Here is a 26821-nt window from a genome sequence, read left to right as displayed (position 1 = left end):
TTAATCAGCCTTCCGCAACGGATAGCCGAGGAAAATTACAATGGGCAACTCCACCTGCGCAGCCTGAATGTTTAACTGAGCGGAGTAATATCCTTTTCAAGCTCCGCCACTTCCTTTTTAATTAATCGCAAGAACTGCCTGTTGATTCGATCCGGTGTCCAAGTAGCAATCTCAGCGATATCCCTCACAAGCATAACAGAGATAAGTTCCATTTTTTGATCCATCGTATAATCGTCAAAATGAGGAATATATCGTGAACCAGAGAGATTAAACTTGATCTCGTGATAAGCCTTTACGAACCGCTTTGGGTGTCCATATTGTTCCATCCCTAGGCGCCGCCATGCCCGAGAGACGAAAGCATCAAGCCTCTGAAGCTGTTTGATGTCCTCAGTCATAGAGAAAAAGAACATCCAGCCCATTCGCTTGCCATTGAAGATACAGCCCGTGATCTTCAAGTTCAGTCTCATCAATATCTTCGCCTGGTTTGCATTATATTTTGCGCTCGTTACGACAGTCATGATATTTTCGATCATCCTACGATAAGAGCTCTTCCGAACAGATATTAACGATGGCGTGAGATGATAGCCTAAGTAGTCCACCCCCTTTGAGAGCGGAACTATCTTGGTCTTGCTATTGTCGGTCAGTTGGTGGCAGCGAAGACCTATTCGCTCCAGCCGCCGACTAACTAGCCGGAAATTACGCTTAGCCTCCAACGTTTTACAAACAATAATAATGTCATCAACATATCTGAAGTAAGTAAACTTAGATTGCGCCGTCGAGTCAAAATCGGTCATGTAAATCGAAGAGAGAATATTTGAGACGCTAAGACCCTGCGGGATTCCGATAGGGTTACGATCGCCTCGATCAACGTCGCCAGTGGGTGTTTGAACCGCCTTGAGGATAAGATTGAGGAATGGCTTGTAGCGTATTCGCCTTCTCAGCCGATGCATCAACTCATCATGCACAACACTCGGATAAAAATCTTTGATGTCTATTTGGATAAATGAATAGTCATCGTTTAACGGCCGAATGAAATCAGAAATTTCCTCGATGATATAATGTGCAGGCGGCAGACGCGCGTCTCCAAAGATTGACATCAGCGCATTAGTGAGAGCACGTAGGGTAACCCGGTCTCTGACGGTTGCTATGGAGATCTCGCGAGGGGGCTTGCGGGGACCTTTTAAGATTAGCTTCTGTTTAAACGCCGTAAAATGGTAAGTGCCGTTTCTGACTTTCTCCGCTATCCGACCTATCTCACTGTCTAATGACTGAGTGAAAGCGGAGGGATGAACCCCGTCTTTTCCTACCGTGGAAGTCTCCGAGATGCGATCATCAAAAATCGCCATCAGTCGTTCAAATGCGAACTCTTGCTCAAAAACATCCTTCGCTTTCATTTATTTAGCCCATGAGCAAAATGAAAGGAGCAAAGAGAAACAACAATGGGACAAAAAAGAGGATCGCTAGCACCCCATAGTATATAACGCGCCTAAATAAATACGAAAACAACATGCAATACGTATAATTTAGTTCGTGATCGCCATTTTTGAGCTTATTTCCTTCAAAGCAAATTTGGCTAACAAGGAAATCATAGTAATCTCTATTAGAATGATTAGGGTAATCCCATAGTATTTCGTTGTATTGCCTTGATTTATCTAACGGCGACAGATCTTCTGCATGAAGCCTTTGAAGTTTCAAGTAACATTCCCGATAAAAAGACGCACTCGCCTCAAATCGGAAGCCGCCCGCAACTAGAGAAGCGACCAGTACAACAACAGAAGCTGAAAGATTAATCTGCTCCAACAGTGGATATGATTTGGTATAATAAGCAGAGAATATTGATAAAATTACTGTAAATAGAGAGTAATAAGTTACGGCAACATAACTAAATTTTTGATTCCTCAACGCCTTGCTCTCGGCAATCATCCGGACCCTAGAGGTTATCCATATACGGTCGTTAATGTTATCAATCGTGGATGCTGCCATCATGATAAACCAAAAATTCTGAGGTGGTCCGGACGCAAACACTCATAGCGACTAAGCACTCGTAAAACGAATGCAGCATAAGCTCAGGCGAACCTCTCTTGATAACCATAACCCACATACGTGAGCTAGTGAATTTCTTCACTCCGCCCGGACCAAAACTTAAGTAAGCTACAAAGGGATTCTTTTCAACTAGATCGGGTAAGTATTTACTCGCGTGATATGGATCTAACAAACCTACGAGCTTTGTGAGTTACGACCATTGACCTCTTACAAAACAATGCGGGTGGCCTAGTAAAATTACATGTGCAATATTTGGTCCACACACAAACACAGTTCCCGAAAGCACGGCCACCCCCACCCCCTCCCCAATTTAGCTGCAATCCCCCATTTAAACCCTTCTCCCATCACATCCATCTTGCCCCGGGAGAGAAGCCTCAATGTCGAAACTACGCGTCGCCGTTCTGTTTGGCGGTCAGTCCACCGAGCATGAGGTTTCCGTCATGTCGGCCCGCAATGTCATCAAGGCGATCGACGGCGGGAGATACGAGATCGTGCCGATCCTGATCGATCGCGCCGGGCGCTGGCTGCTGGTTACGGAAAAGGGCGGCGCGCTGCCGGAGCCGATTGCCTATGAAGGCACGGAAGTCTGCCTGGCTCCGGGCGGCAAGGGGCGACTGATGGCGCTGGAAGGCTCGGACGCGCGCGAACTGCCTGCGGTCGACGTGCTGTTTCCGGTGCTGCATGGGCTGAACGGCGAGGATGGCTCCATTCAGGGCCTCGCCCAGATCGTCGGCCTCCCCCTCGTCGGCTGCGGCATTCTGGGCTCGGCAAACGCAATCGATAAGGATATGGCAAAGCGCCTGCTGCGCGAGGCCGGCCTGCCGGTGGCCCGCTCCGTCACGCTAACGCGCGGCGAAAAGCCCGATTTCGATGAGATCGCAGCCACGCTCGGCTCGCCCGTCTTCGTCAAGCCGACGCGCCAGGGCTCGTCGGTCGGCGTCAGCAAGGTGCAGGATGCCGCAGAGTTCGAAAGCGCGCTGGCCGAGGCCTTCCGGCATGACCGCAAGGTGCTGGTCGAGGAGTTCGTCCGCGCCCGCGAGATCGAATGCGCTGTTCTGGAAGAGCCTGATGGTACGCTCTTCGTCTCGGTGCCGGGCGAGATCGCCACGGCGCCGGCGCATGGCTTCTACTCCTACGAGGCGAAATATCTCGATCAGGACGGCGCCGTCGTCACCGTGCCGGCGGATATTCCGGCCGAGACGGCAGACGTGCTGAAGCGGATGGCGGCGGATGGCTTCCGCGCGCTCGGCTGCGAAGGGCTGGCGCGCGTCGATTTCTTCTTGGCGCCGGATGGAAGCGTCGTCATCAACGAGATCAACACCATGCCGGGCTTCACCAACATCAGCATGTATCCCAAGGCCATGGGCGCCTCGGGCATTTCCTATCCGGAGCTCGTTGGCCGCCTGATCGAGCATGGGCTTGCGCGGGCGCGGCAGGCCTAGTTCGCAGGTCGGCGACGCCCGCCATCAGACCTTTTCCGTCTTCTTGGTCTTGACCTTCGGCTCGGCCGGCGCATCGGGCGTCGGTGCCAGCAGCTTTCTGAGCGAGGCGATCTTGTCCTTCACCAGCGGGCGGAAGCGGCTGGCGCGATAGGGCATGTCGGCAGCGCCATAACCTTCCGGGCCGTCATCATTGCCGCGATGGATCTCCTCGAGCTTCACGCCGATGAAGGTGCCGTCGACATAATGCGTGTATTCGCCGACCCAGCGGATGGTGTAGATCGTCCCCTTGCGGATCAGCTGATCGATGCTGACATGCTTGAACTTGTCATCGATACAGACGACCTTCTGGCCCACATGGAAATCGTAACTCACCCAGCCCTCCTTGAAGCGGCGGGAGCAACCCGCTGCATCGTTCAGATACAAGCATATCCGTATATGCGCCACGGAGTAAACTCAACGAATGTCGCAGCCAGGATCAATGAAGCGTTGACAAAGCAACCCGTTGACATCCTTCATGGAAGGCTGAAGATTGCGCTTCGTCCGAACAGCCGTAAGGTTTGGCTTTCACGTCCATATCCGATACCCGCAAGGCCCGCTGAAGGCTCGTTAAGTTCATGCCCACCCTCCGCCTCATCGCTGACGATCTCACAGGCGCGCTCGATACCGCAGTCGAATTCGTCGGTGTCTACGGGCCGATCGAGGTGCAGCGCGAAGATGCGCTGCCGGCAAGCCTGCCGGATTATCTGGCGATCGACAGCGGCACGCGCGAGAAAACGGCTGCCGAAGCTGAGATTATCGTCGGCGGCATCGCGCCGCTGCTGGAGGGTGCCGATCTTGCCTTCAAGAAGGTGGATAGCCTGTTTCGCGGCCCCTGGGCGGTGGAGCTCGCTGCCTGTTTCCGGCTCGGCCACTGGCGGCATTGCATCCTCGCGCCGGCTTTTCCGCATCACGGACGGCACACAAGGGGCGGACGGCAGGTGCTGTTTGCCGGGAAAGACGCCTGGCGCGATGTCAGCGGCGATCTGGTCGCTCACTTGCGAGCCGAAGGACTGCCTGCCTTCAACACGACGCCTGGCGTTGAAAACCAGCTCATTCCCGATGGCATCCATGTTTTCGATGCCCATTCGGACGACGATCTGGACGCCGTCATCGCATGGGTATCATCGCAGCTGGAGGGACCGGTCCTTTGGAGCGGCACCGGCGGGCTGGCCCGGGCCCTTGCACGGAATATCGACCTGGCGACGCATCATCGCCCTCATCCCGAAAAACCCTCAGGCAAAAAGCGCCCGGCGCCGGCCGTGCCCGTTTCGCGCCGGCTGCAAAGGCCGGTGCTCGGCCTGTTCGGCTCGGACCAGCCAATCACGCTGGCGCAACTCCAGGCATGCGGCCCCTATTGGCTGAAGCTTGCGGAAGGTGCGGACGCCGACGCCGTCGATCGCCAGATCCAGCAGAGCGGTGTCGCCATGGTCAGCCTCGATCTGCCGGCGGGGCTTGATCGCGACGATGCAGCAAAGCGCATCGCGGCAACCTTCGGCAGCATAGCGAGTGCACTGCCTGCTCCCGCCACATTGATTGTCGCCGGTGGCGAGACTCTACGCAATCTTTGCTCGGCGCTCAGCGTCACCGCCCTCAGCATCACCGGCCAGGCAGCGCCCGGCCTGCCGCGCTCGACGATTGTCGGCGGCCCGTGGCAAGGGACCACGGTCATCTCCAAATCAGGCGCATTCGGCGGCCCCACCCTATGGCGCGATCTCCTGAATGAAAACGCGCTGATCGCCGGAGGAGAAGAACCATGACGCGGCACCTTGCAATCACCATGGGCGATCCCGCCGGCATCGGCCCGGAAATCATCGTCAAGGCCGCAGCCCAACTGAAGGACAGGCTTGACGACGGTAAGTTGAAACTAACGATTATCGGCAGCGGCCCTGCCCTGCGCTTCGCCGAACAGCAGCTCGGCCTCGATATCAAGATCCCTGAAGCGCAGATGGAGAGCGGCTGGCCGAACCTCTGCTTCATTCAGGCCGATGCCGAAGGCGAACCGATCCTGCCCGGCCAACTTTCAGCCGATGGCGGCCGCATGGCCTTCAAGGCGGTCGAAAAGGGCGTTCAGCTCGCCATGTCGGGCAAGGTCGGTGGTATCGTCACTGCGCCGCTCAACAAGGAAGCATTGAACAAGGCCGGCTTCCACTATGCCGGCCACACCGAACTGCTGGCGGAACTCACCGGCGCGCGCGGCTCTGTCATGATGCTGGCCCATGGCAATATGCGCGTCAGCCACGTCACCACCCATGTCGCACTGGAGGATGTGCCAAAGCGCCTGACGCCTGAGCGGCTGCGGCTCGTCATCGACTTGACCGACCAGGCACTCAAGCATCTCGGCATCGCCAGGCCGAAGATTGCGGTGGCGGCGCTCAATCCGCATGCCGGCGAAGGCGGGCTCTTCGGCCGTCAGGATATCGACATCTCCGCGCCCACCATCGCCAAGGCAGTATCCGACGGGCTCGATATCGTCGGCCCCGTCCCCGGCGATACCGTCTTCGTCAAGCTGCGCGCTGGCCAATATGATGCGGTTGTCGCGATGTATCACGATCAGGGCCATATCCCGGTCAAGCTGCTGGGGTTCGAAATCGATCCGGCAACGGGAAGGTGGATGGATCTTTCCGGCGTCAACATCACGCTTGGCCTGCCGATCGTGCGCACCTCCGTCGATCACGGCACGGCTTTCGACATCGCCGGCAAGGGCATTGCCAATGAACGCAGCCTGATCGAGGCGATCGAATTCGCCGAAAGGCTTGCGGCCGGCCGTTAGGACGCTCGAGAAGCCCCGGATGTCTCGCCAAAAAGCAGATCGGTCCGCTCGGCGAGCAGCGCAAGAAAGGCTTTCGTCCGGGCAGCCGGGCGCGGCCCCGGTGGATAGATGGCATGGACGTCCACTCGCCTGAACTCATAGGAGGGCAGCACGGGAACGAGCCGTCCATCAGCGATTTCCCGGCCACAGACGGCAGCGAACAATGCACCTATTCCCCTTTCCGCCAGCACCGCCTCCATGAGCGGCCGCCAGTGATTGACGCGCCATGCGGTGCGGATGGGCACTTCTATCGGCCCGCCGTCGAGATCGATCAGATGCAGGCGCTCATCCGCCGCGAAACCGGTGAAACGGATGAAGGGGTGGGCCGCAAGCTCTGCCGGTTCGCGCGGCAGCCCTTGCCGCTCGATATAGCCGGGAGCGGCCAGCAGGAGCCGCCGCATCGTCCCCAGCCGGCGCGCAATGAAATTGCCGCTGCCGATCTCGCCGATACGGATAGAGAGATCCACACCTTCGGTCATCGGATCGACGAAGCGATCGTTCAAGGTCACATCTACAGCCAGAGCCGGATGCAATGTCTGGAATTCGATGAGCAGCCTCGGCAATGTCATCTCTCCAAGGCCATGCGGCGCTGCGATCCGAAACGTTCCGGTCAAAGATGTCTCGGCCGAGGCGACGGAAGCCTCCGCCTCCTCGGCTGCTTCGATGGCGCGCTTGGCATATTCGTAGAAGCGTGCACCGGCATCGGTCGCCTGCACCGAACGTGTCGTCCGGTAGAGGAGCCGCGCGCCCAAATGCTTTTCCAGCTTTTCGACGCGTTCGCTTACGGTGGGCTGACCGAGGCCGAGATCGCGCGCGGCGGCCGAAAGGCTGCCGCGTTCGACGACACGAGTGAAGATGCGCATGGCCGAAAGCATATCCATGGCCGCATTCTATCGTCTTTTACGATAAATGACATCGTCATTCGCTTTCTTCTAAAGCATATGCCGATCGACGATGTTCGGGCCGGTCAACAATCCAATCGGAGAACCAGTCTTGCAGACCAGCACCATTCAAACGGGTAATACACAGGCTCAGTCGTTCCAGGGGCAGAACATCGTCATCATCGGCGGCTCCTCGGGGATCGGGCTAGCGACCGCCAGGCAGGCCAAGAATGCCGGCGCAAATCTCTTTCTGGTATCCCGCAATCCTGAGCGTCTTCGGGAAGCTGCCGAAGTGGTCGGCGGCGCGACCCAGATTGTCGCAGACATCGCCGCCCCGCAGCCGGCGATATTTGCAGGGATCGACAGGATCGATCATCTGCTGATCACCGCCGGAACGGTGCACCTGCAGTCGCTCAAGGATCAGTCGGAGGCAGATCTCTCGAAGGTCATCCGCGAGCGCCTGATCGGACCCCTGCTCGCCATCAAGGCTGCTCTTCCCCTTCTGCATGCGGCAAGCTCGATTACCATGACCTCTGGGCAGTTCGCCTCCCGCCCCGCCGCCATCGGTGCGATCGTGGCAGCCGCCGTCTCCGCGGTCGAAAGTACGGTTCGCGCCCTTGCCATTGAACTGTCGCCGATGCGTATCAACGCGGTTTCGCCGGGATGGGTGGATACCCCGCTGCTCGACGGGTTGATGGGCGAGGCCAAGCGGCAGGTGCTCGAACAGACCGCCTCGACCCTGCCCAGCCGCAATATCGGCCGGCCGGAGGATATCGCACAGGCGATCCTTTTCCTGATGGCGAACCGCTTCGTGACGGGAGAGGTCCTGCATATCGATGGTGGCGGACGGTTGGTATAAACGCCACCGCCCGGCATGGGTTCAAAAAAATTTTCGCCCCTTGTCGGTCTTGCCGCTCCTCTTTCGTCCTACGGGCATCCAATAGGAGAGAGGAGCACACGATGTCCAAGATTGCCCCATGCCTGTGGTTTGCACGAGAAGCAGAGGAAGCAGCGAACCTCTATGTTTCGCTCTTTCCGAATTCCCGTATCGATCATGTGCAGAAGAACGTTATCGACACGCCCGCCGGCAAGGCCGATCAGGTTCTCGTCGTCAACTTCACGCTTGCCGATCAGCGCTTCATGGCGCTGAACGGCGGCAACCGCATCGAGTTCACCCACGCCATCTCGCTGGAGGTGGATTGCGTCGATCAAACCGAAGTCGACTGCCTGTGGGACGGGCTTGCCGATGGCGGAACACCCGTGGCATGCGGTTGGATAACGGACCGTTACGGCGTTTCCTGGCAGATCGTGCCGACCGTGCTCAGCAAGTATATCGCCGATCCGGATCCGGCCAAGGCCGCCCGCGTCATGCAGGCCATGATGCAGATGGTCAAGCTCGATATTGCCGGCCTCGAAGCCGCCTATCGCGGCTGAACATCTTGACTATTGGGAGGTTGTACAAAGTGCGACCGCACAAGGGTGACGCTAAATTCCCCGCAATTTCAACGATTCGGACCAATGCCGGTGCCCGCAAGACTTGCGATAAATCGATGCTTGGAATACCGTCTTGCGCAGGCTTGTCAAAATCGGGTTTCTCGAAACCATTTCAAGCAATTGGACTGCCGCGGCCATTCAGGCGCGACCCGGCAGGAAACGGTCGATTTCATGCAGCATCAACGGGGCCGTATCGATCTCACTGGACGCGACTACACGGCGATCTATGCACTGAGCGATATCCATGGCAGCTACGATGAGATGGTGGCGGCCGAAAGACGCATCGTTGAGGATGCCCGCGGCCTTCCCGGCCGAAAGCTGCTGATGTATCTCGGCGATTATGTCGATCGTGGGCCGCGCTCGAGCGATGTCCTGGCGCATCTCTGCGCCCCGCCGCCCGAAGGTTTCGACCGCTATGCTCTTTGCGGCAATCACGATGATGCCTTCCTGCGCTTTCTGGACGATCCCGATGCCAATATCCACTGGCTTGAGTTCGGCGCGCTGCCGACGCTTCTGTCCTATGGCATCGACGCCAGACATGTGCTTTTCGACCTGGGGTATAGCATTGGGGAGCTGCGCGACCTGACCCTCAAGGCAATGCCGCCAGCACATGTCGATCTGCTGCGCTCGCTGGCCGTAGCCGTCACTCTCGGCTCGACGCTCTTCGTCCATGCAGGCATCCAGCCGGGCGTTGGTTTAGGCGAGCAGACGGATGAGGATCTGATGTGGATCCGCGAGCCGTTCCTGTCAGAGGGGCCGCAATTGCCGCTACTGGTGATCCACGGTCACACGCCGGGCTCCCATCCCGTTTTCGGCCTAAGCCGCATTGGCATCGATACAGCCGTTTCCATGGGCGGAACCCTGACGATCCTCAAGATCGCCAACGGCAGACAGATGATTCTGCCACCGATTTAGACAGCCCAAACGAAAACCCCGGCCTGAAGCCGGGGTTTGTTTCTCAGGTGCCTCACTCCGCCGCCATCGCGGGGGGAAGCTGGATTGTATTCTCCTCGTCGTCGGACTGATCCTTGGCCGGCGGCTCGGCCGATTTGTTCTTCGGCTCGCGGCCGAAGAACAGTGCATAGCCGGCGGGCAATACGAAGATCGTCAGGATCGTCGCCACGAGAATGCCGCCCATCATCGCATAGGCGAGCGGACCCCAGAAGACACCGCGCGAAATCGGGATCAGCGCCAGCACGGCCGTCAGCGCCGTCAGCATGATCGGCCGGAAACGACGCACGGCCGAACCGATGATCGCTTCCTTCCGGTCCATACCCGCCGCAATATCCTGGTCGATCTGGTCGACGAGAATGATCGAGTTGCGGATGATGATGCCGAGCAGCGCGATGACGCCGAGGATCGCTACGAAGCCAAAGGGCGCACCGCTGATCAAGAGGGCCGCTGCCGCGCCGATGATGCCGAGCGGGCCGGTCGCCAGCACCAGCATCGCCTTGCCGAAGTGCTGCAGCTGCACCATCAACAGCACAACGATGACGACGAGCATGATCGGCGCCTTGGCAGCGATCGAGGCCTGGCTTTCGGCACTGTCTTCGGCACCGCCCTGGATCTGGATCTTATAGCTGGCCGGCAGGCTGTTCCTGAGATCAGCCATGTCGTTATAGAGCTTGGCCGTCACGTCGTTCGACTGCACGTTGTCAGGCAGGGTTGCCCGCACCGTGATGGTCGGCAAGCGGTCGCGGCGCCATTCGATGCCCTGCTCCATCGCAGGCACGATCTTGGCGACCTGCGATAGCGGCACGAAACCGCCGGAGTCGGTCGGAATATAGACCGAGTTGACCGACGTCAGCAGATGACGGCTTTCCTCCGGCTCGCGGGCAACAATCCCGACGGTTTCCTCGCCCTCGCGATAGTTGTCGAGCGTGACACCGGACATCGAAGCTTGCAGCATCTGGCGGATGCGCTGCGAGGTGACACCGAGGGCGCGGGCGCGGTCCTGATCGATCACCAGCTTCATGGCGGGCACCGGCTCGAGCCAGTCATCATGGATGGCGCCGAGCAGCGGATTCTGGGCAAAGCGCTGCTTCACCTCGTCGGCAATATGGCGAACTTGCTGCCGGTCCGGACCCATGACGCGCATCTGCACGGGCCAGCCTGTGGGAGGGCCGAGGAACAGGCGATCGACCTTGCCGCGGACCGACGGGAAATCTGCTGCCAGGATGCCACGCATCTTGACGATCAGACGCTCGCGGGCCGGCTCGTCCTTGGCCATAACAAGCATTTGGGCATAGTTCGGATTGGTGAGCTGCTGATCGAGCGGCAGGAAGAAGCGCGGCGCGCCCTGGCCGACATAGGTGGCGATGAAGCGCTTGTCCGGATCATCGGCCATGCGGGCTTCCAAGGCCTGCGCCTGCCGCTCGACTTCCTTGATGCTGGTGCCTTCCGGCAGCCAGAGATCGACCAGAATTTCCGGACGCGACGACTGCGGGAAGAAGTTCTGCGGAATGAACTGGAAGGACCACAAGCTGCCGACGAAGGCGGCAAGCGTCAGAGCCAGAACGATGATGCGATGGCGCACGGCCCAGGCGACTGAAGAGTGCAGACGGCGATAGAAGCGCGTATCGAACACGTCATGATGCTCGCCGGCATGATGGCGCTGCCTGAGGATCATATAGCCGAGCCAGGGCGTGAAATAGACTGCGACGAACCAGGAGATCACGAGCGCTATGCCGACGACGTAGAACAGCGTGCGGACATATTCGCCGGCCGTCGACGCCGCAAATCCCACCGGAATGAAGCCGGCGGTCGTGATCAGCGTACCCGTCAGCATCGGGAAGGCGGTCGAGGAATAGGCGAAGCTGGCGGCATCGAGCTTCACCAGCCCCTCTTCCAGCTTGCGCTCCATGAGCTCGACCACGATCATGGCGTCATCCACCAGCAGGCCGAGGGCGATGATGAGCGCGCCGAGAGAGATGCGCTGCAGGTCGATGCCGAACTCGTACATGATGGCGAAGGTGGCTGCCAGCACCAGCGGAATGGCGATGGCGATCACGAGGCCGGAGCGCCAGCCGATCGACAGGAACGACACGATCAGAACGATGACGAGAGCTTCGCCGAGCGCATGCATGAACTCGCTGATAGCGTCGGTCACAACGTCGGGCTGGTTGGCAATCTGATCGACCTGAACGCCGACCGGCAGCGAGGCCTCGAAGCGCTTGTAGGTTTCCTCAACAGACTTGCCGACATCGGTCACCTTGAAGCCATTGGCCATAACGACGCCGAGTTGCACGCTCGGATGGCCGTTATACAGGAATTTGGCGGTGTAGGGGTCCTGCAGACCGGCGGTGACCGTGGCGATGTCGCCAAGGCGGGTCACCTGGCCGCCGGCGGTCAGCCGCAGGTTCTTGATATCCTCGATTTTGTTGACGTCGCCTCCGACCGAGATGCGCACCGAACGCGTGCTGGTATCGACGGTGCCGGCGGGATCGACATTGTTCTGGCCGACGATGGCACTCTTCAAATCGGTGAGCGTCAGTCGACGCTCGGCCAGAACCTTGGAAGAGACATCGATATAGATCTGCTCAGCCTGGTCGCCGATGATGGTGGCCTTCTCGACGCCGGGCGTCGAGAGCAGCATGTCGCGCGCCTGGATGGCGAATTTCTTCAGCTCCGGATAGGTATAGCCGTCGCCGCTGATCGAATGCAGCGTGATGAAGGTATCGCCGAACTCGTCGTTGAAATAAGGGCCGAGCAGGCCGGACGGCAGCTCGTTGTTGATATCGCCGATCTTCTTGCGGATCTGGTAGAAGGCATCCTTCACCTCGGCCGTATTGGTATCGCCCTTGATCTGGACTGTCGTGATGGCAAAGCCGGCACGGGTGTAGGATTTGACCCAATCGAGATGCGGCGTTTCCTGCAGCTTGCGCTCGATCTTGTTGACCACCTGGTCTTCCATGTCCTGCAGGGAAGCGCCGGGCCACACGGTCTGCACGACCATGACGCGGAAGGTGAAATCCGGGTCTTCCTTCTGGCCCATATGGGTCAGGCCGAGCGCGCCGGCGATGATGATGAGCCCGAACAGGAAGCGCGCGATGCTTGGATGGGCAATCGCCCAACGCGACAGGTTGAAACGCTTCCTCTCGGAGGAGGTGCTGTTGATGGACATGATGTCGTCCCTCTCGATCCGGGTCAGCGTACGATATCCGCCGAAGCGGCTTTGGTTTCTGCGGCTGCCTGCTGGGCTGCGGCACCAGACAGTTTGACCTTCATGTTCTCGGTCATGAACTGGGTGCCGGCGGCAACGACGACATCGCCGGCCTTGAGGCCATCGGCGACGCGCACGCCGTCATCGGCGAAATCGGCAACCTTGACGGCACGCGAATGGACGGTGCCAGCGCTGCGATCGACGAGCCAGACGATCTGCTTTCCGTCCTTCTGCGCAAGTGCGCTGAGCGGAATGGAAACGAACGGCTGGGTGTTGTCGGCGAATGCCTCGATCGTCGCTGTCATGCCGAGCAGCACGCGCTGATCGGCCGGCAGGCTCACGCGCACCGCAAACGTGCGCGACTGATCGGCGCTACCGGATACTTCCCGCACCTTTCCGTCCAGTACGAGTGCCGAGTCCGACCAGAAGCGCGCCTTGACGTCCTTGCCGACCTTGAACTGGGCAATGTCCATTTCCGGTACGGCGACCTGCACTTCCTTCTCGCCATCGACTGCAACGGTGACGACCGGCGTGCCCGAAGCGACCACCTGACCGACATCGGCATTGATTGATGTGACGATGCCGTTCATGTCCGATGCCAGGTCGGCATAGGCGACCTGGTTCTTCGCTTCGGTGAGCGCCGAGACGGCGGAATCGCGCGACGAAACAGCTTGCTCATAGGAGAGCTCGGCCTGTTCGAGCTGCGACTTGGAGGTGACGTTCTTGTCGAACAGCGCCTGGGCGCGATTGCGGGCGAGCTCGGCCGTCTGCACCTGCTTTTCAGCTGAATCCAGAGTTGCCTGGGAACGACGAACGGCAAGGGTATAATCGGTCGCATCGATGCGGGCGAGCACATCGCCGGGCTTCACTCTCTGGCCGATATCCACCTTGCGCTCGACGATCTTGCCGTTGATGCGGAAGCCGAGATTCATCTCGGTGCGCGCGCGCACGGCGCCGGAATAGTCGAGCTTGCGTGTCGTGTCTGCCTGGGCGATCTCGACCACCTTCACCGGACGGATCACCTCCGCCGTCTCTTCCTTCTTCTCGTTGCAGCCCGAGAGCCCAAGCCCCAGGGCGGCAATGAGAACCGCGCCGGCTGCAGCCCTTAGAGTGTTGGTCGTCAGCGAAACCATGTCGCTCTCCTAAAGTCGAATAAAAACGGGAGCGCTCCGGCCATCCGGTGCGCGAACTGCTATTTCTTCAAGGCCCTGATGACGAATTCGATGAGATCTTCGGGCTCGGCCTGGTATGATTTGGCAAGACACTGCGCCACCATCTGCGGATGGCAGAGATCGACGGTCGCCGCGGCAAAGCACTTGGCTGCGACACGCGGGTCCTGCTCGGCAAACTCGCCGGCAGCAATCCCTTCGGCGATGATCTCGGCGACCAGATCCTGCATATGTTCGATGTGCTTTTCGATGACATGCCAGTCGCGCTCTATGGCGACGATGACCATCTCATGAACCTTCTGCTCGTCGAGCATGGTCTCCAACGTCATCTTGTATTGGCCCATGGTATAGGCCCTCAGCCGATCGGCTGCGCTAAGCGGCTGGTTACGAATATTGAAAGCCATCTGATAGCTCTGCTGGAGCATACGCCCGCAAAGAGCCTGATGGATTTCAACCTTGGAGCCGAAGAACCGGTAGATGTTCGCCGTCGACATGCCGAGATCACGGGCGATATCGGCCACGGTCGTCTTGCTATAGCCATAGTGGCGAAACAGCCGTTCAGCGGCTTCGAGGATACGCGCGATGTTGTCCTGACGCGCAGGGTCGGCGCTGACATCGGGAAGATCGAGCATAGATAGAACCTGATGATTTACGAGTGACGATTTTCAATTTTCGTCACTCGTAAATCATCAGAGCGCCGATGTCAAGAAAACCGCCTGCAATCGCGGGCGGTTTTCGAATGCTACGCGATGAAGTTGAAACGCGCCGAACAACTTGCAACAAGGGTTAAATGATCGGCAACGCTCCCTGCGGAACGGGCCGAAAGTGTCCAACATGCGATGGAGCGGTGGCGTCCGGTCAGATCCCCAGGAGCGCAGGACGGAAGCGACGGATGCTCAGATAGCCGACAAGCAGGCACACCACGAGGAGAGCCACCTGCGCCACCAGTATCGGCGGCTCGTTACCATTGGGTGCCAGCGCATTCAGCGCCGGTACCTTCTGGAACGATTGAATGATCAGCACCAGACAGTTGAAGAACAGCAGCACCATGGCCCCCACGATGAAAACAGGGCGCCAGATGCCGGCAAGATGGAAGCTGTAGCGTGCCAGCGCGGTCGGTATGAAGATGAGAACGCACAGACCGCCGACGATGATTGCCGGTGTGGCAGCGTGAAACGGAAACAGAAAACCCGTCAAGCTGGTGAGAATGGTCGCGACCATATAGACCAGTGTCGATCGCTCGTGACGATTGGCGGTAAGAAAGCCGTGAGCGACGACAATGCCGCTGACGATCGCAATCAAACTTATGACGACGTGAATTAAGAGAATTCCTGACATTCGCCTCTCCCTTGAGCACCGCATTCCCATGAATGACAGCCCATGCCCGAATGCGGAATATATGCGAAACGCGCCGCGCCAACCAGCGCGACGCGAAAGCTGAAATGGCCGGTTCAGGCGGCGTGAACTTCCAGCGAAATCGGAACCGAAGCGAGAGCCTTGGAAACCGGGCAGCCGGCCTTGGCCTTGTTGGCAAGCTCGGTGAAGGTGGCTTCATCGGCGCCTGGAATCTTGCCCGTCAGGGTCAGATGGATTGCGGTGATGGCAAAGCCGCCTTCGACGCTTTCCAGCGTGACCTTGGCCGTGGTCTCCATGCTTTCGGCAGTGAAGCCAGCCTCATTGAGGATCAGCGACAAGGCCATGGTAAAGCAGCCGGCATGCGCAGCCCCGATCAGCTCTTCCGGATTAGTGCCGGGGACGCCTTCGAAGCGGCTGGCGAAACCGTAGGGATAATGACTGAGCGCGCCGCTCTGCGTCGAGATCTGGCCTTTGCCATCCTTCAGACCGCCGGACCATTGAGCCGAACCTGTACGATTGATCTGCATGTCGTCCTCCTTGTCGTTGAACTGAGCCTTGGGAGCAGAATCCTCGCTTCCCGCGATGATCCGACGGCAATGGCATTCACGCCGGCCGCACGGACACCATAATCCTTCTATCCATCGAAGACGACGCCGCCATAACAGGAGCGGCGCCGACTTCAACAAAGCGCAGCGCGGCGAATTGTTCCCGCCTGCGATGGGGTGATGCCATTTAATCATCATACAAGACCATTGCTAATGTATGATGATTAACGTATCTTGGCGCCCATGCGAAAAGCGCTTGGAACGCAAGCGGGCATTGGCTGCATGCACGGCCGACATCCGCCCCTCGCGGCAAGTGATTTCGGGAGCGCACAATGGTCTGGAGGAAGTAGGGTGGATTCGGTTGAAGGACAGGGGCATGACTCCTCGGCTCAGCCGGCGCGCCGTCCGCGCGTCCGCAAGAACGTGACCGCGTCGATTGCCGAAGACATTTGCTCCGAGCGCTATCCCTCGGGCTCGACCCTGCCGCGCGAGAACGATCTGTGTGCGATTTATGGCGTCAGCCGCACGGTCATCCGCGAATCCCTCAAGATACTGGAATCGAAGGGGCTCGTGCGCGGCAAGCCGCGCATCGGCACATCAGTCTGCGACAAGAACGACTGGAACATCCTCGATCAGGATGTGCTCGAATGGATGGGTCCCTACATCGCCGGTTTCGATATTCTCGGCTCCATCCTGGAGGCTCGCCGCACGATCGAGCCCGTTGCCGCTGAATATGCCGCCGAGCGGGCCACCGCTCAGGAGATTGCCGATCTCGACAATGCCTGGCGGCAGATGCGCGATAGCGGCGACGATCCGGAAGGCTTCACCGAAGCCGACGTGACTTTTCACAAACTGCTGCTGAGCGCCAGCCACAACCAGGTGTTCCGCCGCCTGTCGAGCGCCATGCATGCCGGCCTCAAATATGCGCTGCACGCCTCGAATGTCGCCGCTCACAGCCGGGACGAGGCGATCGTCGTCCACGGCCAGCTGGTGGAGGCGCTACGTCTGCGCGACCGCGCTGCGGCCCGCGACTGCGCCCATCGCATGCTCGATCTTGCCGCCCGTGACCTTGCCGTCGAACGACGGCCGGATGGCGGGCGGAAAACCAATCCCGAAACCCCGACATCCGCGGCATCGCGCCGCTGATACGATTCAAAGTCGAAATGGAAGCAATGCCATGAAGATCACGAAACTGACGACCTACATAGTGCCGCCACGGTGGCTGTTCCTGAAAATCGAGACGGATGAGGGCATTGTCGGCTGGGGCGAGCCGGTCGTGGAAGGCCGTGCGCTGACCGTGCAGGCAGCCGTGCACGAGCTTGAAGACTATCTGATCGGCAAGGATCCCTTCCTGATCGAGGATCACTGGAACGTCATGTACCGCGCCGGCTTCTATCGCGGCGGCGCCGTCCATATGTCGGCGATTGCCGGCATCGACCAGGCGCTCTGGGACATCAAGGGCAAGGCGCTCGGACAGCCGATCCACTCGCTGCTCGGCGGCCAGGTGCGCGACAAGATCAAGGTTTACTCCTGGATCGGCGGCGACCGTCCCTCCGACGTCGCCAACAACGCCAAGGACGTCGTTGCCCGCGGCTTCAAGGCAATCAAGCTCAACGGCTGCGAGGAAATGCAGATCGTCGACACCTACGACAAGGTGGAAAAGGCGGTCGAGACCATCGCCACCATCCGCGAGGCGATCGGCCCCTATATCGGTATCGGCGTCGATTTCCACGGCCGCGTCCACCGGCCGATGGCCAAGGTACTCGCCAAGGAGCTGGAGCCCTACAAGCTGCTCTTCATCGAAGAGCCCGTGCTGTCGGAAAACCGGGAGGCGCTGAAGGAAATCGCCAATCATTGCTCGACGCCGATCGCGCTTGGCGAACGTCTCTATTCGCGCTGGGACTTCAAGTCGGTCCTGTCGGATGGCTATGTCGACATTCTCCAGCCCGACCTCTCCCATGCCGGCGGCATCACCGAATGCCGCAAGATCGCGGCCATGGCCGAAGCCTATGACGTGGCGCTGGCGCCGCATTGCCCGCTCGGTCCGATCGCGCTTGCCGCCTGCCTGCAGGTCGATGCCGTCAGCTACAATGCTTTCATCCAGGAGCAGAGCCTCGGCATCCACTACAATAAGGGCAACGACATCCTCGACTACATCTCCAACAAGGAGGTGTTCCAGTATGCCGACGGCTTCGTCTCGATCCCGCAGGGACCAGGCCTCGGCATCGAGGTCGACGAAGCCTATGTCATCGAGCGCGCCAAGGAAGGCCATCGCTGGCGCAACCCGGTCTGGCGCCACGAGGACGGTAGCGTCGCCGAGTGGTAAGATCACGGCCCTCTCCTGACAGACGAAGGGCCTGATATCCGCAATGATTACGGGCCCGATGGCAGCAGATTTGCGCTATCGGGCCCTTTCTTTAGACAGTGCTCTTTTAGTCCGGCACCTTTCCCCTTTGCCGCGCTGCGGCGAAAATGGCTGCAAACTCGGTTTGCTACTCTCAAAAAAGTTGCGCCTGCAGTATCGGCGCAGATACTGCAGGCGCGTCATGCGTCTCAACAAGCCCCCAGGGAGACGCATTCCCAGAGCATGATCACCAAAAGGCGTGGAGTGCCCTCTAGCTCAGACCATGCTCAAGCAGGCAATTTCAAACTTACTCCCGTTCGCCGGTGAGATTCAGCAGCAGCTGGAAGATGTTGACGAAGTTCAGGTAGAGCGACAGGGCACCGAAGACGGCGAGCTTCTGCTGCGATTCCTGATCGTGGTTTTCGGCATATTGTTCCTTGATGTTCTGCGTATCCCAGACGGTCAGGCCGACGAAGACGACGATACCGATCACCGAGATTGCGAACTGCAGAGCGCTCGAACCCAGGAAGATATTGACGATGCTGGCAATGATCACACCGAACAGGCCCATCATCAGGAACGAGCCGATGTTGGAAAGATCACGCTTCGTCGTGTAGCCGTAAAGGCTGGTCGCGCCGAACATGGTCGCGGCGATGAAGAAGGTGCGCGCGATGCTCGTGCCGGTGAAAACCAGGAAGACCGAGGCCAGCGACAGGCCCATGACCGCACAGAACGCCCAGAACATCGTCTGCGCCGTGCTTGCCGACATGGACTGGATGCGGAACGAGAAGAAGAACACAAAGGCGAGCGGCGCCAGCATGACGACCCACTTCAGCGGCGTCTGGAAGATCGGCACGTAGAGCGCCGGCGTCGTGCCGACGATCATCGCGACAATGCCCGTCACGACCAGGCCGATACCCATGTAGTTGTAGACGCGCAGCATATGCTGGCGCAGACCTTCGTCGAAGAGCGCCTGCGAGCCTGCGCCGGCTCCATAGCCGTATCGCGGATTGGTCGGATTCATGGTCGTTCTCCTTTAACTCAAACTCAATACAGGCTGCGGGCGAGCTTTTCGGCATCGCCGTCAAGCTGCCCCGCCTTGCCGTTGCCGATCAGCGCATAGGCGACTTCGCCGATCTGCCAGTAGGCAGCCTGGACATCGTCACGCTTGATATGACTGACTTCCTGGACGGCGAAATTGCCCGGACGGACGGCGAAAAGTGACAATTGCCCATCCGTGCCGGCATCGACCATCATTTCGACGCTCGGACCGAACTCGGATGGGTAGATCTGCGCATCGGTGACGCGCCAGTCGCCCGGCAGCGCCGGCAAGACGATTGCCGTCGACGCGCGGATTTCATCCGCATTGTAACTGGCGACCGCCGATTGCGGCTTGATTTCTTCGCGCACGGCGGTCGTCTTGTAGGCGCGCACCGCATCGTCGACAAAAGCCGGCGGCCGTGCGGACGCATTGACCTCACTCGCCGTAAAGGCGCCGAAGGACGTATGCGCGACCCAGCCGGTCGTCACCAGCATGGCAACGGCGGCGACACGCTGGAAAGAGCCCAGTATGCGCCCGTAGACCAGCCCGCGCTCCAGCCGCCGCGCCGCCTCGCGCGTCTCGGCTTTGAGCACGAGGCTCTCGCCGGCCAGCGCCATGCGCAACTCGCCACGGATGCTCATGTCCGCCATCACCTTGGCGGCGATCTCGGGATGCTCCGAGAGATAGGATTCCACCTCGACACGGCGCGCGACCGACAACTCGCCATCGACATAGGCGTCGAGATCGGTATCGATGATCGGATCAACGTTTTTCATTGCCGCCTCCCTCGATAAGCCGCAGATGTGAAACCTTGGAGCTAGCCTCTTCGAAATTACGCAGGCTGGCGCGAGCCCGCGCAATGCGGGACATCAGCGTGCCGACTGGAATGCCGAGCGCGGCTGCCGCCTCCTGATAGGAGAGATCCTCGATCGCCACGAGATGCAGCGCCTCGCGCTGTTCCTCGGGCAGACTGAAGAAGGCCTCGCGCACCTGGCTCAGGCGCACTGTATGATCCTGCGGCGCGGGCAATGCCGGCTCGATCTCGCCAGCCGCTTCCTCGTGACGACGGTTCAGCGATTTCTTCTGGCGCAGACGGTCGATATGCACATTGTGCAGGATCGACAGCAGCCAGGTGCGCAGATTGCCGTCACGCCGGAAGGACGCCTTCCGCTCATAGGCCTTGACCAGCGCGTCATGCACCAGGTCTTCGGCGTCGTCCGCATTGCGCACGAGCGAGCGGGCGTAACGTCTCAGCGAACCGAGCTGCCCCAAAACATCGAATGTGCGTCCTTTGCGTTCCATACACCTATATACGGAAGCACTCCGGATTCTATTCCATCACCCGGCGAATATTTTTGCTGATTTTTTACATCAGCAGGAAGTCCTTCGGCTGCGGCAGCGGCGGCAGATCGGTTTCGCCGAGCGCCTCGCGCAGATTGATCTCGATCGTATCGGCAAGGGCGCCGATGGCGAGTGCATTGGGGCGATGGCCGAAAGGATCCTCCAGCTCGTCACCCAACGCATCGAGGCCGAAGAAAGTATAGGCGATCAGCGCCGTGACGAAGGGCGAGCCCCAACCGAGCGTATCGACATAGCCGAAGGGCAGCAGGAAGCAGAAGAGATAGGCGGTGCGATGCAGAAGCAGCGTATAACCGAAGGGCAGCGGCGTGTTGCGGAGGCGCTCGCAAGCGGCTTGGGCCGCACCCATCTGGCCGATACTCATATCCAGCATCTGATAGTGGATATCCGAAATCGCGCCTGATGCCTTCAATCGCGCGAGATCGGCAGACATGAGGCGCAGAATGAGATCGGGCCGGTTGCGGGCCGCATGGTAGAATTCGGCCTCGCTTGAAGTCAGCAGACGGAGCACCTTGCCCTCGTCGCTGCCGGGTCGCAGAAGACAGACCAACGCCTGCGTGAAGGCCATGGTCAGACGCAGCAGGTTCTTGCGCGCCCCGACGCCCGACTCGCCCGCACTCTCCAGCACCAGTGTCTGACGGGCAAAACCCCGCGCGAGATAAACGAGTTGCCCCCAGTCGCGCCGACCCTCCCACCAGCGGTCGTAGCAGGCATTGTTGCGGAAGCCGAGGAAGATCGAAAGGGCGATGCCGAGTAGCGAAAGCGCCGAGCCGTTGAAGGAAACGACAAGGTTCGGCCGTTCCGCATGACCCCAGACGATGAGCATGGACAGGAGGAAGATGGCGATGATCTGCGGCAGAATGCGCCGGACGATCGAACCGCGGACGATGAAGAAAAGCTGGAAAAGATTCGGCCGGTCGCGGACGATCATGGCGAAGCGCACTCTCGATGAATGTCAGGTGGCGCAGCAATACACCAGACGCGCAGCGAGTAACGAGCGTTTCTTGCAAGGCGGCCGTGACCGGCGAACATCGCTCGCCGGCCAGCCCATCACGTATCGGTCAGTTCGCGCCGGCGCTCGCCGTCACCAGAACCGGGTCGGCCCGATAGTCGCTGGGAAAAAGGTGCTGAAGGTTCTTGATCTTCGGCAGATCGTTGATGACGATGTAGGGATAGGTCGGATGTGTCGTCAGGAAATCCTGATGATAATTCTCCGCAACATAGAATTGCCGCGCCGGCTCGATCTTGGTGACGATATTAGCGTCGAAGACCTTGGCGTGATTGAGCTGATCGATATAGGCATGCGCGATATCGGCCTGTGACTGGCTCGTCGGGAAAATGGCGGAACGATATTGTGTGCCGGTGTCGGGTCCCTGATAGTTCAGCTCGGTTGGATCATGCGTCACCGAGAAGTAGATCTGCAGCAGATGGCCATAGCTGACCTTGTGCGGATCGAAGACGATGCGCACGGATTCTGCGTGGCCGGTGTCGCCGCTGCTCACCATTTCATAATGGGCCGCATCCTTGCTGCCGCCGGTATAGCCGGATGTGGCGCTGATGACGCCGTTGACATGCTGGAACACGCCCTGGACGCCCCAGAAGCAGCCGCCGGCAAGCACCGCCGTCTCAGTACCGGCAGACCCTGCCTTTTCATCCACGCTCGGCGCAGGAATGACGCGCGCGTCCTCGGCCGAAGCGCGGCCAACGAATTGCAGCGCAACGCCGCCAAGCAATACCGCCACCGCCGTAAGGCCGGCGAAGCGGGCGACGCGTGCCGAATAAATGCGGATCATGTCTGTCGATAAAGTCTTCATGGTGATTTCCTCTCGACCGCGATGGCAAATGCTCCGGTCATAAGGAAATACGGGAAGACAGACACTTTTGTTACACACGCCGCGTGTAACACCGAAACGTGAAGATAGAATAGAGCCGATCAGTAGTGCGGCGGCTTGGTGATACCAGGCGCGTCGAGCGATTGCTCCTCCAGCGTCAGGAAGCGCTCCGTCAGCCGATCGAGCTTATGCCTGGTCTGCTCGATCACCTTCCATTGCTCGGCAATCTGATCGGACAGTTCCTCGATCGTCTTCGCCTGATAGGCGACCATCTCTTCGAGTGTCGTGATGCGGTTCTCTTCGTCTGACATATCCAATTCCCTTCGGCAGCGATCTATATCATCCGAAGCATGCAGGTACAGGCCTCAATTCACCCCCCGGCGAGTGACGACGCCGTTTGACTGTGATGTGACAAAACTGAAAAACAGCTGAAAAGACCCGTTACCTTCCTGACATGGGGGCCTTCTAAAGAGAGCGCAGAGACGTGCCGGCTTTGAAGGCTACCCCTTCCGCAGGCGCACCCATTCTGAAGACTTCGGAGACGCGCCTTGAAGATCATCCAGATCACCGACACGCATTTGAGCCCCAACAAGCCGCATTTCAACGGCAATTGGGAGCCGCTGGCGAAATGGATCGAGGCAAGCGGCGCCGATCTCGTCGTTCACACCGGCGATCTCAGCGTCGACGGCGCCGACAAGGACGAGGATCTCACCTTCTCCATGGACATGATGCGGCAGGTCTCGATACCGATGCTCATCGTGCCCGGCAATCACGATGTCGGCCACCTGCCCGGCTCTTATCAGCCCGTCAATCCCGAGCGGCTGGCGCGCTGGCGCCGCCTCGTCGGCCCGGATTACTGGGCAAAGGACGTCGACAACTGGCGCCTCATCGGCCTCAACAGCCTGCTGATGGGCTTCGAGGACGCCGAAGAGCAGAAGCAGTTCGACTGGCTGCAGGACATGCTCGAAAGCCGTGGCGATCGTCGCGTCGCTCTGTTTGCACACAAGCCGCTCTTCGTCGACGCGCCCGACGAGGGCGATACCGGCTACTGGAGCGTGCGCCCGGCGCAGCGCCGCCGGCTCTATGATCTGATCTCGGCCCATGACGTCGCCCTGCTCGGCAGCGGCCATCTCCACTGGACCTGGGAAGGCCGTTTCAACGATACCGCCCTCGTCTGGGCGCCGCCGGCCGCCTTCATCCTCGACAAGATGGAGCGCGAGATGCCTGGCGAAAGGCTGATCGGCGCCGCGATCCATGAACTTGGCGAGACCGTATCGACCGAGCTCGTCGCCGTATCAGGCATGACCGCCTACTTCCTCGATGACGTCGTCATGGAAGTCTATCCGCAAGCCGCACCCAAGGCAAAGAAGGAGCCCGCTGAATGAGTGCACTCTCGCTTCGCGGCATCGCCAAATCCTTCGGCGGCAATGCCATTCTCAAGGGCGTCGATCTCGACGTCGAACCCGGCGAATTCATCGCCCTCGTCGGCCCTTCTGGCTGCGGCAAGAGCACGCTGCTGCGCATCCTCGCTGGCCTCGACCATGCCGACAGCGGCGAAATCGTCCTTGGCGGCAGCGATGTCTCCGGCGTTGCGGCGGCGGACCGCAACATCGCCATGGTCTTCCAGTCCTATGCGCTCTATCCGCATCTGACGGCGTCCGAAAACATCGCCGTGCCGCTCGCCATGCGCCGCCTGTCGCGCGCCCAGCGCCTGCCCTTCATCGGCTCGCTGATCCCCGGCCAGCGCGCCGCGCGCACCGGCATCATCCGCGACGTCCGCGAAATGGCTGTCTCGCTGAAGATCGACCATCTGCTCGACCGCAAGCCCGGCCAGATGTCCGGCGGCCAGCGTCAGCGCGTGGCGCTCGCCCGCGCCATGGTGCGCCGTCCCGCCGTCTTCCTCATGGACGAGCCGCTCTCCAATCTCGATGCCAATCTGCGCGTCCATGCCCGAGGCGAGATCGTCGACCTGCACCGCCGCGCCGGCGTGCCGACGGTCTACGTCACCCACGATCAGGCCGAAGCGCTGTCGATGGCGGATCGCGTCGCCGTCATGATCGGTGGGCAGTTGCTGCAGCTCGCCTCACCGCAGACGATCTATGACGATCCCACCCATGTCGAGGTCGCCCGCTTCGTCGGCCAGCCGCGCATCAACTTGCTGCCGGCGCTCGCGGAAAACGGCATCGTCGCCTTCGGCGGCATCCGCCTCGCACTCGAAGACGGCAGCGTTGCCGGCAACAATGTCACCCTCGGCATCCGTCCGGAATTCGTGAGCCTCGCCCATAATCGCCAGGATGCGCTCGCGGCCCATATCGAACGCATGGAATTCCTCGGCTCAGAGGTCATCCTCTACGCCAAGCTCGATGCGATCGGCGAAACCATGATCGTCAAGCTTGCTCCTGCCGAGGCCGCTGGCCTCTCTGCCGGAATGCCCGTCGCGCTGTCGCTAGCAGCCGAGCAGGCCCTGGTTTTCGCCGAAGACGGCCGTCGCCTGCGTGCTATCCCCACAACAGTCGATGCCGCCAGGGAGAAGGCGCATGGCTAGCATTGCCGCCACGTCCCTGCCGATGCGGACGGCCGCGGCGCGCGAACGCAGCGAAGCCCGCACGGCGCTCCTGTTCGCCCTGCCCGCTATCATCCTGATCGTGCTCTTCATCCTGCTGCCGATCATCGCCGTCGTCGTGCTCGGCTTCACGGATTTCCAGCTCGGCGACAAGAGCCTGCGCTTCGTCGCCTTCGAGAATTATGCGCATCTGCTGAAAGATCGCGCCTTCCAGAAATCGCTCTGGAACACGGCGACTTATACCGCGATCGTCGCACCCGTCTCGATCGTGCTTGGCCTCGGCGTCGCATTGCTGATCGAGAGCGAAGGCATCGGCCGCAGCTTCTTCCGCACAGCCTACTTCCTGCCCGTCGCCTCGCTGATCGTCGCGATGGCAACCGTCTGGCAGTACCTCTTTCATCCGACGATCGGCCCGATCAATGCGCTTCTCGCCGAGATCGGCGTGCGCGGACCGAACTGGCTCGGCTCTTCGGCGACCGCACTTTACAGCCTGTCGATCATCGGCGTCTGGCAGTCGGTCGGCTTCAACATGGTGCTGTTTCTCGCCGGCCTTACCGCCATCCCGCGCGAGCTTTACGCCGCAGCCGAGGTGGACGGCGCAAAGTCGTCTTTCGACCGCTTCTGGCTGGTCACTTGGCCAATGCTCGGGCCGACGACGCTCTTCGTTACCACAATCAGCATCATCAATGCGGTGAAGGTCTTCGACACCGTGAAGGCCCTGACCGACGGCGGCCCGAACCATGCCTCCGAGGTCCTGCTCTTCACCATCTACCAGGAAGGTTTCGTCTATCTCCGGGTCGGCTATGCCTCGGCGATGACCACGGTATTTCTCGCCATCCTGGTGGTGCTGACCTTCCTGCAATATCGCGTCCAAGACCAGCAGGTGCATTACACATGACCTCGACAGGCTTCACTCCCGGCCGTATCCTGCGCCTCTCTCTGCTGATCCTCGGCTCGCTCGTCTTCCTGGCGCCATACATCTTCATGATCTCGACGGCCGGCAAGGCACAGGACGATATTTTCACCTCCGCATTGAAGCTGATCCCGACGCATTTCTTCTACGTCGAGAACATCGTCAAGGCGCTGAGCAAGGTTTCGATGGGGACGTTGCTGTTCAACGGCGTCCTCGTCTGCGGGCTGATCTTCTTCTTCCAGGTGCTGATCGCCATTCCCTGCGCCTATGCCATGGCGAAGCTGAAATTCCCGGCTGCGCGCACCATGATGGTGCTGATCATGCTCGGCCTGCTGATCCCGATCCATGCGACGGCGCTACCCCTCTATGTCGGCTTCAACAGCCTGTCGCTCCTGAACAGCTACACGGCTCTGGTCGCGCCCTTCTCGATCTCGGTCTTCGCGATCTTCATGTTCCTGCAATTCTTCCGCGCCATGCCGGACGATCTGATCCATGCCGCCCGCCTCGACGGCATGTCGGAACTCGGCATCGTCGCGCGCGTCATCGTGCCGAATGCCTGGCCGGCGGTCACGGCCTTCGCGATCTTCTCGGTCGTCGCGCACTGGAACGACCTCTACTGGCCGCTGATCGTCATCACCAAGCAGGCCTATTTCACGCCGCCGCTGGGCCTCATGTATTTCCGCGCCGCCGAAGCCGGCGACGACTACGGCGCGCTCATGGCGGCAACCCTCATGATTACCCTTCCCCTCGTCGCCGCATTCCTTCTCGCACAGAAGCGTTTCGTCGAGGGCATTACCATGACCGGTCTCAAAGGCTGATCGGTTCGAA

General features: G+C 59.9%; 27 protein-coding genes. 12 read left to right on the top strand and 15 right to left on the bottom strand.

The genetic code is table 11. The annotated features are described in order from the left end of the window. Positions 1-71: 71 nt before the first annotated feature. Both GA0061102_RS19990 and GA0061102_RS19985 read right to left on the bottom strand, forming a co-directional pair. The gene (locus GA0061102_RS19990) at positions 72-1394 is read right to left on the bottom strand and encodes a reverse transcriptase domain-containing protein (protein ID WP_092852475.1); all 1323 of its coding nucleotides are present in this window, start codon (positions 1392-1394) and stop codon (positions 72-74) included. 4 nt (positions 1395-1398) lie between these two features. Continuing rightward, positions 1399-1983, bottom strand: a complete 585-nt coding sequence (locus GA0061102_RS19985; protein WP_092852565.1) for an SLATT domain-containing protein — start codon at positions 1981-1983, stop codon at positions 1399-1401. A gap of 437 nt (positions 1984-2420) precedes the next feature. On the opposite strand from GA0061102_RS19985, the gene GA0061102_RS19980 reads away from it, so the two are divergent. Next, positions 2421-3485, top strand: coding sequence for a D-alanine--D-alanine ligase family protein (locus tag GA0061102_RS19980; protein ID WP_092852473.1), 1065 nt, complete (start codon positions 2421-2423; stop codon positions 3483-3485). A 24-nt stretch (positions 3486-3509) separates the two neighbouring features. Here GA0061102_RS19980 and GA0061102_RS19975 read toward each other — a convergent pair whose 3' ends face one another. Further along, on the bottom strand, positions 3510-3857 hold the full coding sequence (locus GA0061102_RS19975; RefSeq protein ID WP_092852563.1) for a CAP-Gly domain-containing protein: 348 nt from the start codon (positions 3855-3857) through the stop codon (positions 3510-3512). Between the two features lie 242 nt (positions 3858-4099). Here GA0061102_RS19975 and GA0061102_RS19970 point away from each other — a divergent pair, with 242 nt between their 5' ends. Both GA0061102_RS19970 and pdxA read left to right on the top strand, forming a co-directional pair. Then, entirely contained in the window at positions 4100-5281 is a 1182-nt protein-coding gene (locus tag GA0061102_RS19970) for a four-carbon acid sugar kinase family protein (protein ID WP_092852471.1), read from the top strand. Then, positions 5278-6294: a 4-hydroxythreonine-4-phosphate dehydrogenase PdxA gene (pdxA, locus tag GA0061102_RS19965; RefSeq protein ID WP_092852469.1), complete on the top strand. Its 1017-nt coding sequence runs from the start codon at positions 5278-5280 to the stop codon at positions 6292-6294. The genes GA0061102_RS19970 and pdxA overlap by 4 nt, the downstream gene beginning before the upstream one ends. Here the strand turns inward: pdxA and GA0061102_RS19960 are convergent. Next, positions 6291-7214, bottom strand: a complete 924-nt coding sequence (locus GA0061102_RS19960; protein ID WP_092852467.1) for a LysR family transcriptional regulator — start codon at positions 7212-7214, stop codon at positions 6291-6293. The two genes, pdxA and GA0061102_RS19960, sit on opposite strands and share 4 nt — an antisense overlap. A 112-nt stretch (positions 7215-7326) precedes the next feature. On the opposite strand from GA0061102_RS19960, the gene GA0061102_RS19955 reads away from it, so the two are divergent. From GA0061102_RS19955 to GA0061102_RS19945, 3 genes are all read left to right on the top strand, one after another. Further along, a complete protein-coding gene (locus GA0061102_RS19955; RefSeq protein ID WP_092852465.1) occupies positions 7327-8073 on the top strand; it encodes an SDR family oxidoreductase in 747 nt (248 codons plus the stop codon). A 101-nt stretch (positions 8074-8174) separates the two neighbouring features. Beyond that, the gene (locus tag GA0061102_RS19950) at positions 8175-8648 is read left to right on the top strand and encodes a VOC family protein (protein ID WP_092852463.1); all 474 of its coding nucleotides are present in this window, start codon (positions 8175-8177) and stop codon (positions 8646-8648) included. 231 nt (positions 8649-8879) lie between these two features. After that, on the top strand, positions 8880-9623 hold the full coding sequence (locus tag GA0061102_RS19945; protein WP_092852561.1) for a metallophosphoesterase: 744 nt from the start codon (positions 8880-8882) through the stop codon (positions 9621-9623). Between the two features lie 52 nt (positions 9624-9675). Here GA0061102_RS19945 and GA0061102_RS19940 read toward each other — a convergent pair whose 3' ends face one another. The 5 genes from GA0061102_RS19940 to GA0061102_RS19920 form a co-directional block, all read right to left on the bottom strand. Then, positions 9676-12831 carry an efflux RND transporter permease subunit gene (locus tag GA0061102_RS19940; RefSeq protein ID WP_092852461.1) on the bottom strand — a complete coding sequence of 1052 codons (3156 nt, stop codon included), beginning with the start codon at positions 12829-12831 and terminating at the stop codon, positions 9676-9678. A 23-nt stretch (positions 12832-12854) separates the two neighbouring features. Beyond that, positions 12855-14003: an efflux RND transporter periplasmic adaptor subunit gene (locus GA0061102_RS19935; protein ID WP_092852459.1), complete on the bottom strand. Its 1149-nt coding sequence runs from the start codon at positions 14001-14003 to the stop codon at positions 12855-12857. Between the two features lie 59 nt (positions 14004-14062). After that, positions 14063-14671: a TetR/AcrR family transcriptional regulator gene (locus GA0061102_RS19930; protein ID WP_092852457.1), complete on the bottom strand. Its 609-nt coding sequence runs from the start codon at positions 14669-14671 to the stop codon at positions 14063-14065. 226 nt (positions 14672-14897) lie between these two features. Then, positions 14898-15377, bottom strand: a complete 480-nt coding sequence (locus GA0061102_RS19925; RefSeq protein ID WP_092852455.1) for a hypothetical protein — start codon at positions 15375-15377, stop codon at positions 14898-14900. A 113-nt stretch (positions 15378-15490) separates the two neighbouring features. Next, positions 15491-15922 (bottom strand): OsmC family protein, encoded by a 432-nt coding sequence (locus GA0061102_RS19920; RefSeq protein ID WP_092852453.1) that lies wholly within the window; start codon positions 15920-15922, stop codon positions 15491-15493. Positions 15923-16291: 369 nt separating this feature from the next. Between GA0061102_RS19920 and GA0061102_RS19915 the strand changes: the two genes are divergently transcribed. Together GA0061102_RS19915 and dgoD are read left to right on the top strand one after the other, a co-directional pair. After that, on the top strand, positions 16292-17086 hold the full coding sequence (locus GA0061102_RS19915; protein ID WP_245298073.1) for a FadR/GntR family transcriptional regulator: 795 nt from the start codon (positions 16292-16294) through the stop codon (positions 17084-17086). Between the two features lie 31 nt (positions 17087-17117). Next, positions 17118-18266 (top strand): galactonate dehydratase, encoded by a 1149-nt coding sequence (gene dgoD / locus GA0061102_RS19910; protein WP_092852449.1) that lies wholly within the window; start codon positions 17118-17120, stop codon positions 18264-18266. A 325-nt stretch (positions 18267-18591) separates the two neighbouring features. On the opposite strand, the gene GA0061102_RS19905 is transcribed toward dgoD, so the two are convergent. The 6 genes from GA0061102_RS19905 to GA0061102_RS19880 all read right to left on the bottom strand — a co-directional run bounded on the left by GA0061102_RS19905 (position 18592) and on the right by GA0061102_RS19880 (position 22828). Next, entirely contained in the window at positions 18592-19308 is a 717-nt protein-coding gene (locus tag GA0061102_RS19905) for a Bax inhibitor-1/YccA family protein (RefSeq protein ID WP_092852447.1), read from the bottom strand. A 23-nt stretch (positions 19309-19331) separates the two neighbouring features. Then, the gene (locus tag GA0061102_RS19900) at positions 19332-20102 is read right to left on the bottom strand and encodes an anti-sigma factor family protein (protein ID WP_092852445.1); all 771 of its coding nucleotides are present in this window, start codon (positions 20100-20102) and stop codon (positions 19332-19334) included. Next, a complete protein-coding gene (locus GA0061102_RS19895; protein ID WP_092852443.1) occupies positions 20089-20628 on the bottom strand; it encodes a sigma-70 family RNA polymerase sigma factor in 540 nt (179 codons plus the stop codon). Before GA0061102_RS19895 ends, GA0061102_RS19900 begins: the two co-directional genes overlap by 14 nt. A gap of 64 nt (positions 20629-20692) precedes the next feature. Next, positions 20693-21616 carry a bestrophin family protein gene (locus GA0061102_RS19890; RefSeq protein ID WP_092852441.1) on the bottom strand — a complete coding sequence of 308 codons (924 nt, stop codon included), beginning with the start codon at positions 21614-21616 and terminating at the stop codon, positions 20693-20695. A 130-nt stretch (positions 21617-21746) separates the two neighbouring features. Next, positions 21747-22499: a peptide-methionine (S)-S-oxide reductase MsrA gene (msrA, locus tag GA0061102_RS19885; RefSeq protein ID WP_092852439.1), complete on the bottom strand. Its 753-nt coding sequence runs from the start codon at positions 22497-22499 to the stop codon at positions 21747-21749. Positions 22500-22618: 119 nt separating this feature from the next. Then, a complete protein-coding gene (locus tag GA0061102_RS19880) occupies positions 22619-22828 on the bottom strand; it encodes a SlyX family protein (RefSeq protein WP_092852437.1) in 210 nt (69 codons plus the stop codon). 237 nt (positions 22829-23065) lie between these two features. Between GA0061102_RS19880 and GA0061102_RS19875 the strand changes: the two genes are divergently transcribed. From GA0061102_RS19875 to GA0061102_RS19860, 4 genes are read left to right on the top strand one after another with little or no spacing between them, the layout of a single operon-like run. Beyond that, positions 23066-23902 (top strand): metallophosphoesterase family protein, encoded by an 837-nt coding sequence (locus tag GA0061102_RS19875; protein WP_092852435.1) that lies wholly within the window; start codon positions 23066-23068, stop codon positions 23900-23902. Continuing rightward, positions 23899-25062, top strand: a complete 1164-nt coding sequence (locus tag GA0061102_RS19870; protein WP_092852433.1) for an ABC transporter ATP-binding protein — start codon at positions 23899-23901, stop codon at positions 25060-25062. The genes GA0061102_RS19875 and GA0061102_RS19870 overlap by 4 nt, the downstream gene beginning before the upstream one ends. Continuing rightward, a complete protein-coding gene (locus tag GA0061102_RS19865) occupies positions 25055-25978 on the top strand; it encodes a carbohydrate ABC transporter permease (protein WP_092852431.1) in 924 nt (307 codons plus the stop codon). The genes GA0061102_RS19870 and GA0061102_RS19865 overlap by 8 nt, the downstream gene beginning before the upstream one ends. Beyond that, entirely contained in the window at positions 25975-26811 is an 837-nt protein-coding gene (locus GA0061102_RS19860) for a carbohydrate ABC transporter permease (RefSeq protein ID WP_092852429.1), read from the top strand. The genes GA0061102_RS19865 and GA0061102_RS19860 overlap by 4 nt, the downstream gene beginning before the upstream one ends. The last annotated feature ends 10 nt before the right edge of the window (positions 26812-26821 follow it).

Source organism: Martinezella miluonensis (assembly GCF_900094545.1).
Taxonomy (GTDB): domain Bacteria; phylum Pseudomonadota; class Alphaproteobacteria; order Rhizobiales; family Rhizobiaceae; genus Rhizobium; species Rhizobium miluonense.
This window is presented reverse-complemented; position numbering and strand designations above follow the sequence as displayed.

Coding starts and splice junctions, on each gene's coding strand:
- GA0061102_RS19900 (WP_092852445.1), bottom strand. CDS start 20,102: ATGAAAAACGTTGATCCGATCATCGATACCGATCTCGACGCCTATGTC.
- GA0061102_RS19870 (WP_092852433.1), top strand. CDS start 23,899: ATGAGTGCACTCTCGCTTCGCGGCATCGCCAAATCCTTCGGCGGCAAT.
- GA0061102_RS19970 (WP_092852471.1), top strand. CDS start 4,100: ATGCCCACCCTCCGCCTCATCGCTGACGATCTCACAGGCGCGCTCGAT.
- GA0061102_RS19895 (WP_092852443.1), bottom strand. CDS start 20,628: ATGGAACGCAAAGGACGCACATTCGATGTTTTGGGGCAGCTCGGTTCG.
- dgoD (WP_092852449.1), top strand. CDS start 17,118: ATGAAGATCACGAAACTGACGACCTACATAGTGCCGCCACGGTGGCTG.
- GA0061102_RS19935 (WP_092852459.1), bottom strand. CDS start 14,003: ATGGTTTCGCTGACGACCAACACTCTAAGGGCTGCAGCCGGCGCGGTT.
- msrA (WP_092852439.1), bottom strand. CDS start 22,499: ATGAAGACTTTATCGACAGACATGATCCGCATTTATTCGGCACGCGTC.
- GA0061102_RS19905 (WP_092852447.1), bottom strand. CDS start 19,308: ATGAATCCGACCAATCCGCGATACGGCTATGGAGCCGGCGCAGGCTCG.
- GA0061102_RS19880 (WP_092852437.1), bottom strand. CDS start 22,828: ATGTCAGACGAAGAGAACCGCATCACGACACTCGAAGAGATGGTCGCC.
- GA0061102_RS19865 (WP_092852431.1), top strand. CDS start 25,055: ATGGCTAGCATTGCCGCCACGTCCCTGCCGATGCGGACGGCCGCGGCG.
- GA0061102_RS19920 (WP_092852453.1), bottom strand. CDS start 15,922: ATGCAGATCAATCGTACAGGTTCGGCTCAATGGTCCGGCGGTCTGAAG.
- GA0061102_RS19960 (WP_092852467.1), bottom strand. CDS start 7,214: ATGGATATGCTTTCGGCCATGCGCATCTTCACTCGTGTCGTCGAACGC.
- GA0061102_RS19860 (WP_092852429.1), top strand. CDS start 25,975: ATGACCTCGACAGGCTTCACTCCCGGCCGTATCCTGCGCCTCTCTCTG.
- pdxA (WP_092852469.1), top strand. CDS start 5,278: ATGACGCGGCACCTTGCAATCACCATGGGCGATCCCGCCGGCATCGGC.
- GA0061102_RS19980 (WP_092852473.1), top strand. CDS start 2,421: ATGTCGAAACTACGCGTCGCCGTTCTGTTTGGCGGTCAGTCCACCGAG.
- GA0061102_RS19940 (WP_092852461.1), bottom strand. CDS start 12,831: ATGTCCATCAACAGCACCTCCTCCGAGAGGAAGCGTTTCAACCTGTCG.
- GA0061102_RS19950 (WP_092852463.1), top strand. CDS start 8,175: ATGTCCAAGATTGCCCCATGCCTGTGGTTTGCACGAGAAGCAGAGGAA.
- GA0061102_RS19985 (WP_092852565.1), bottom strand. CDS start 1,983: ATGGCAGCATCCACGATTGATAACATTAACGACCGTATATGGATAACC.
- GA0061102_RS19945 (WP_092852561.1), top strand. CDS start 8,880: ATGCAGCATCAACGGGGCCGTATCGATCTCACTGGACGCGACTACACG.
- GA0061102_RS19990 (WP_092852475.1), bottom strand. CDS start 1,394: ATGAAAGCGAAGGATGTTTTTGAGCAAGAGTTCGCATTTGAACGACTG.
- GA0061102_RS19925 (WP_092852455.1), bottom strand. CDS start 15,377: ATGTCAGGAATTCTCTTAATTCACGTCGTCATAAGTTTGATTGCGATC.
- GA0061102_RS19890 (WP_092852441.1), bottom strand. CDS start 21,616: ATGATCGTCCGCGACCGGCCGAATCTTTTCCAGCTTTTCTTCATCGTC.
- GA0061102_RS19930 (WP_092852457.1), bottom strand. CDS start 14,671: ATGCTCGATCTTCCCGATGTCAGCGCCGACCCTGCGCGTCAGGACAAC.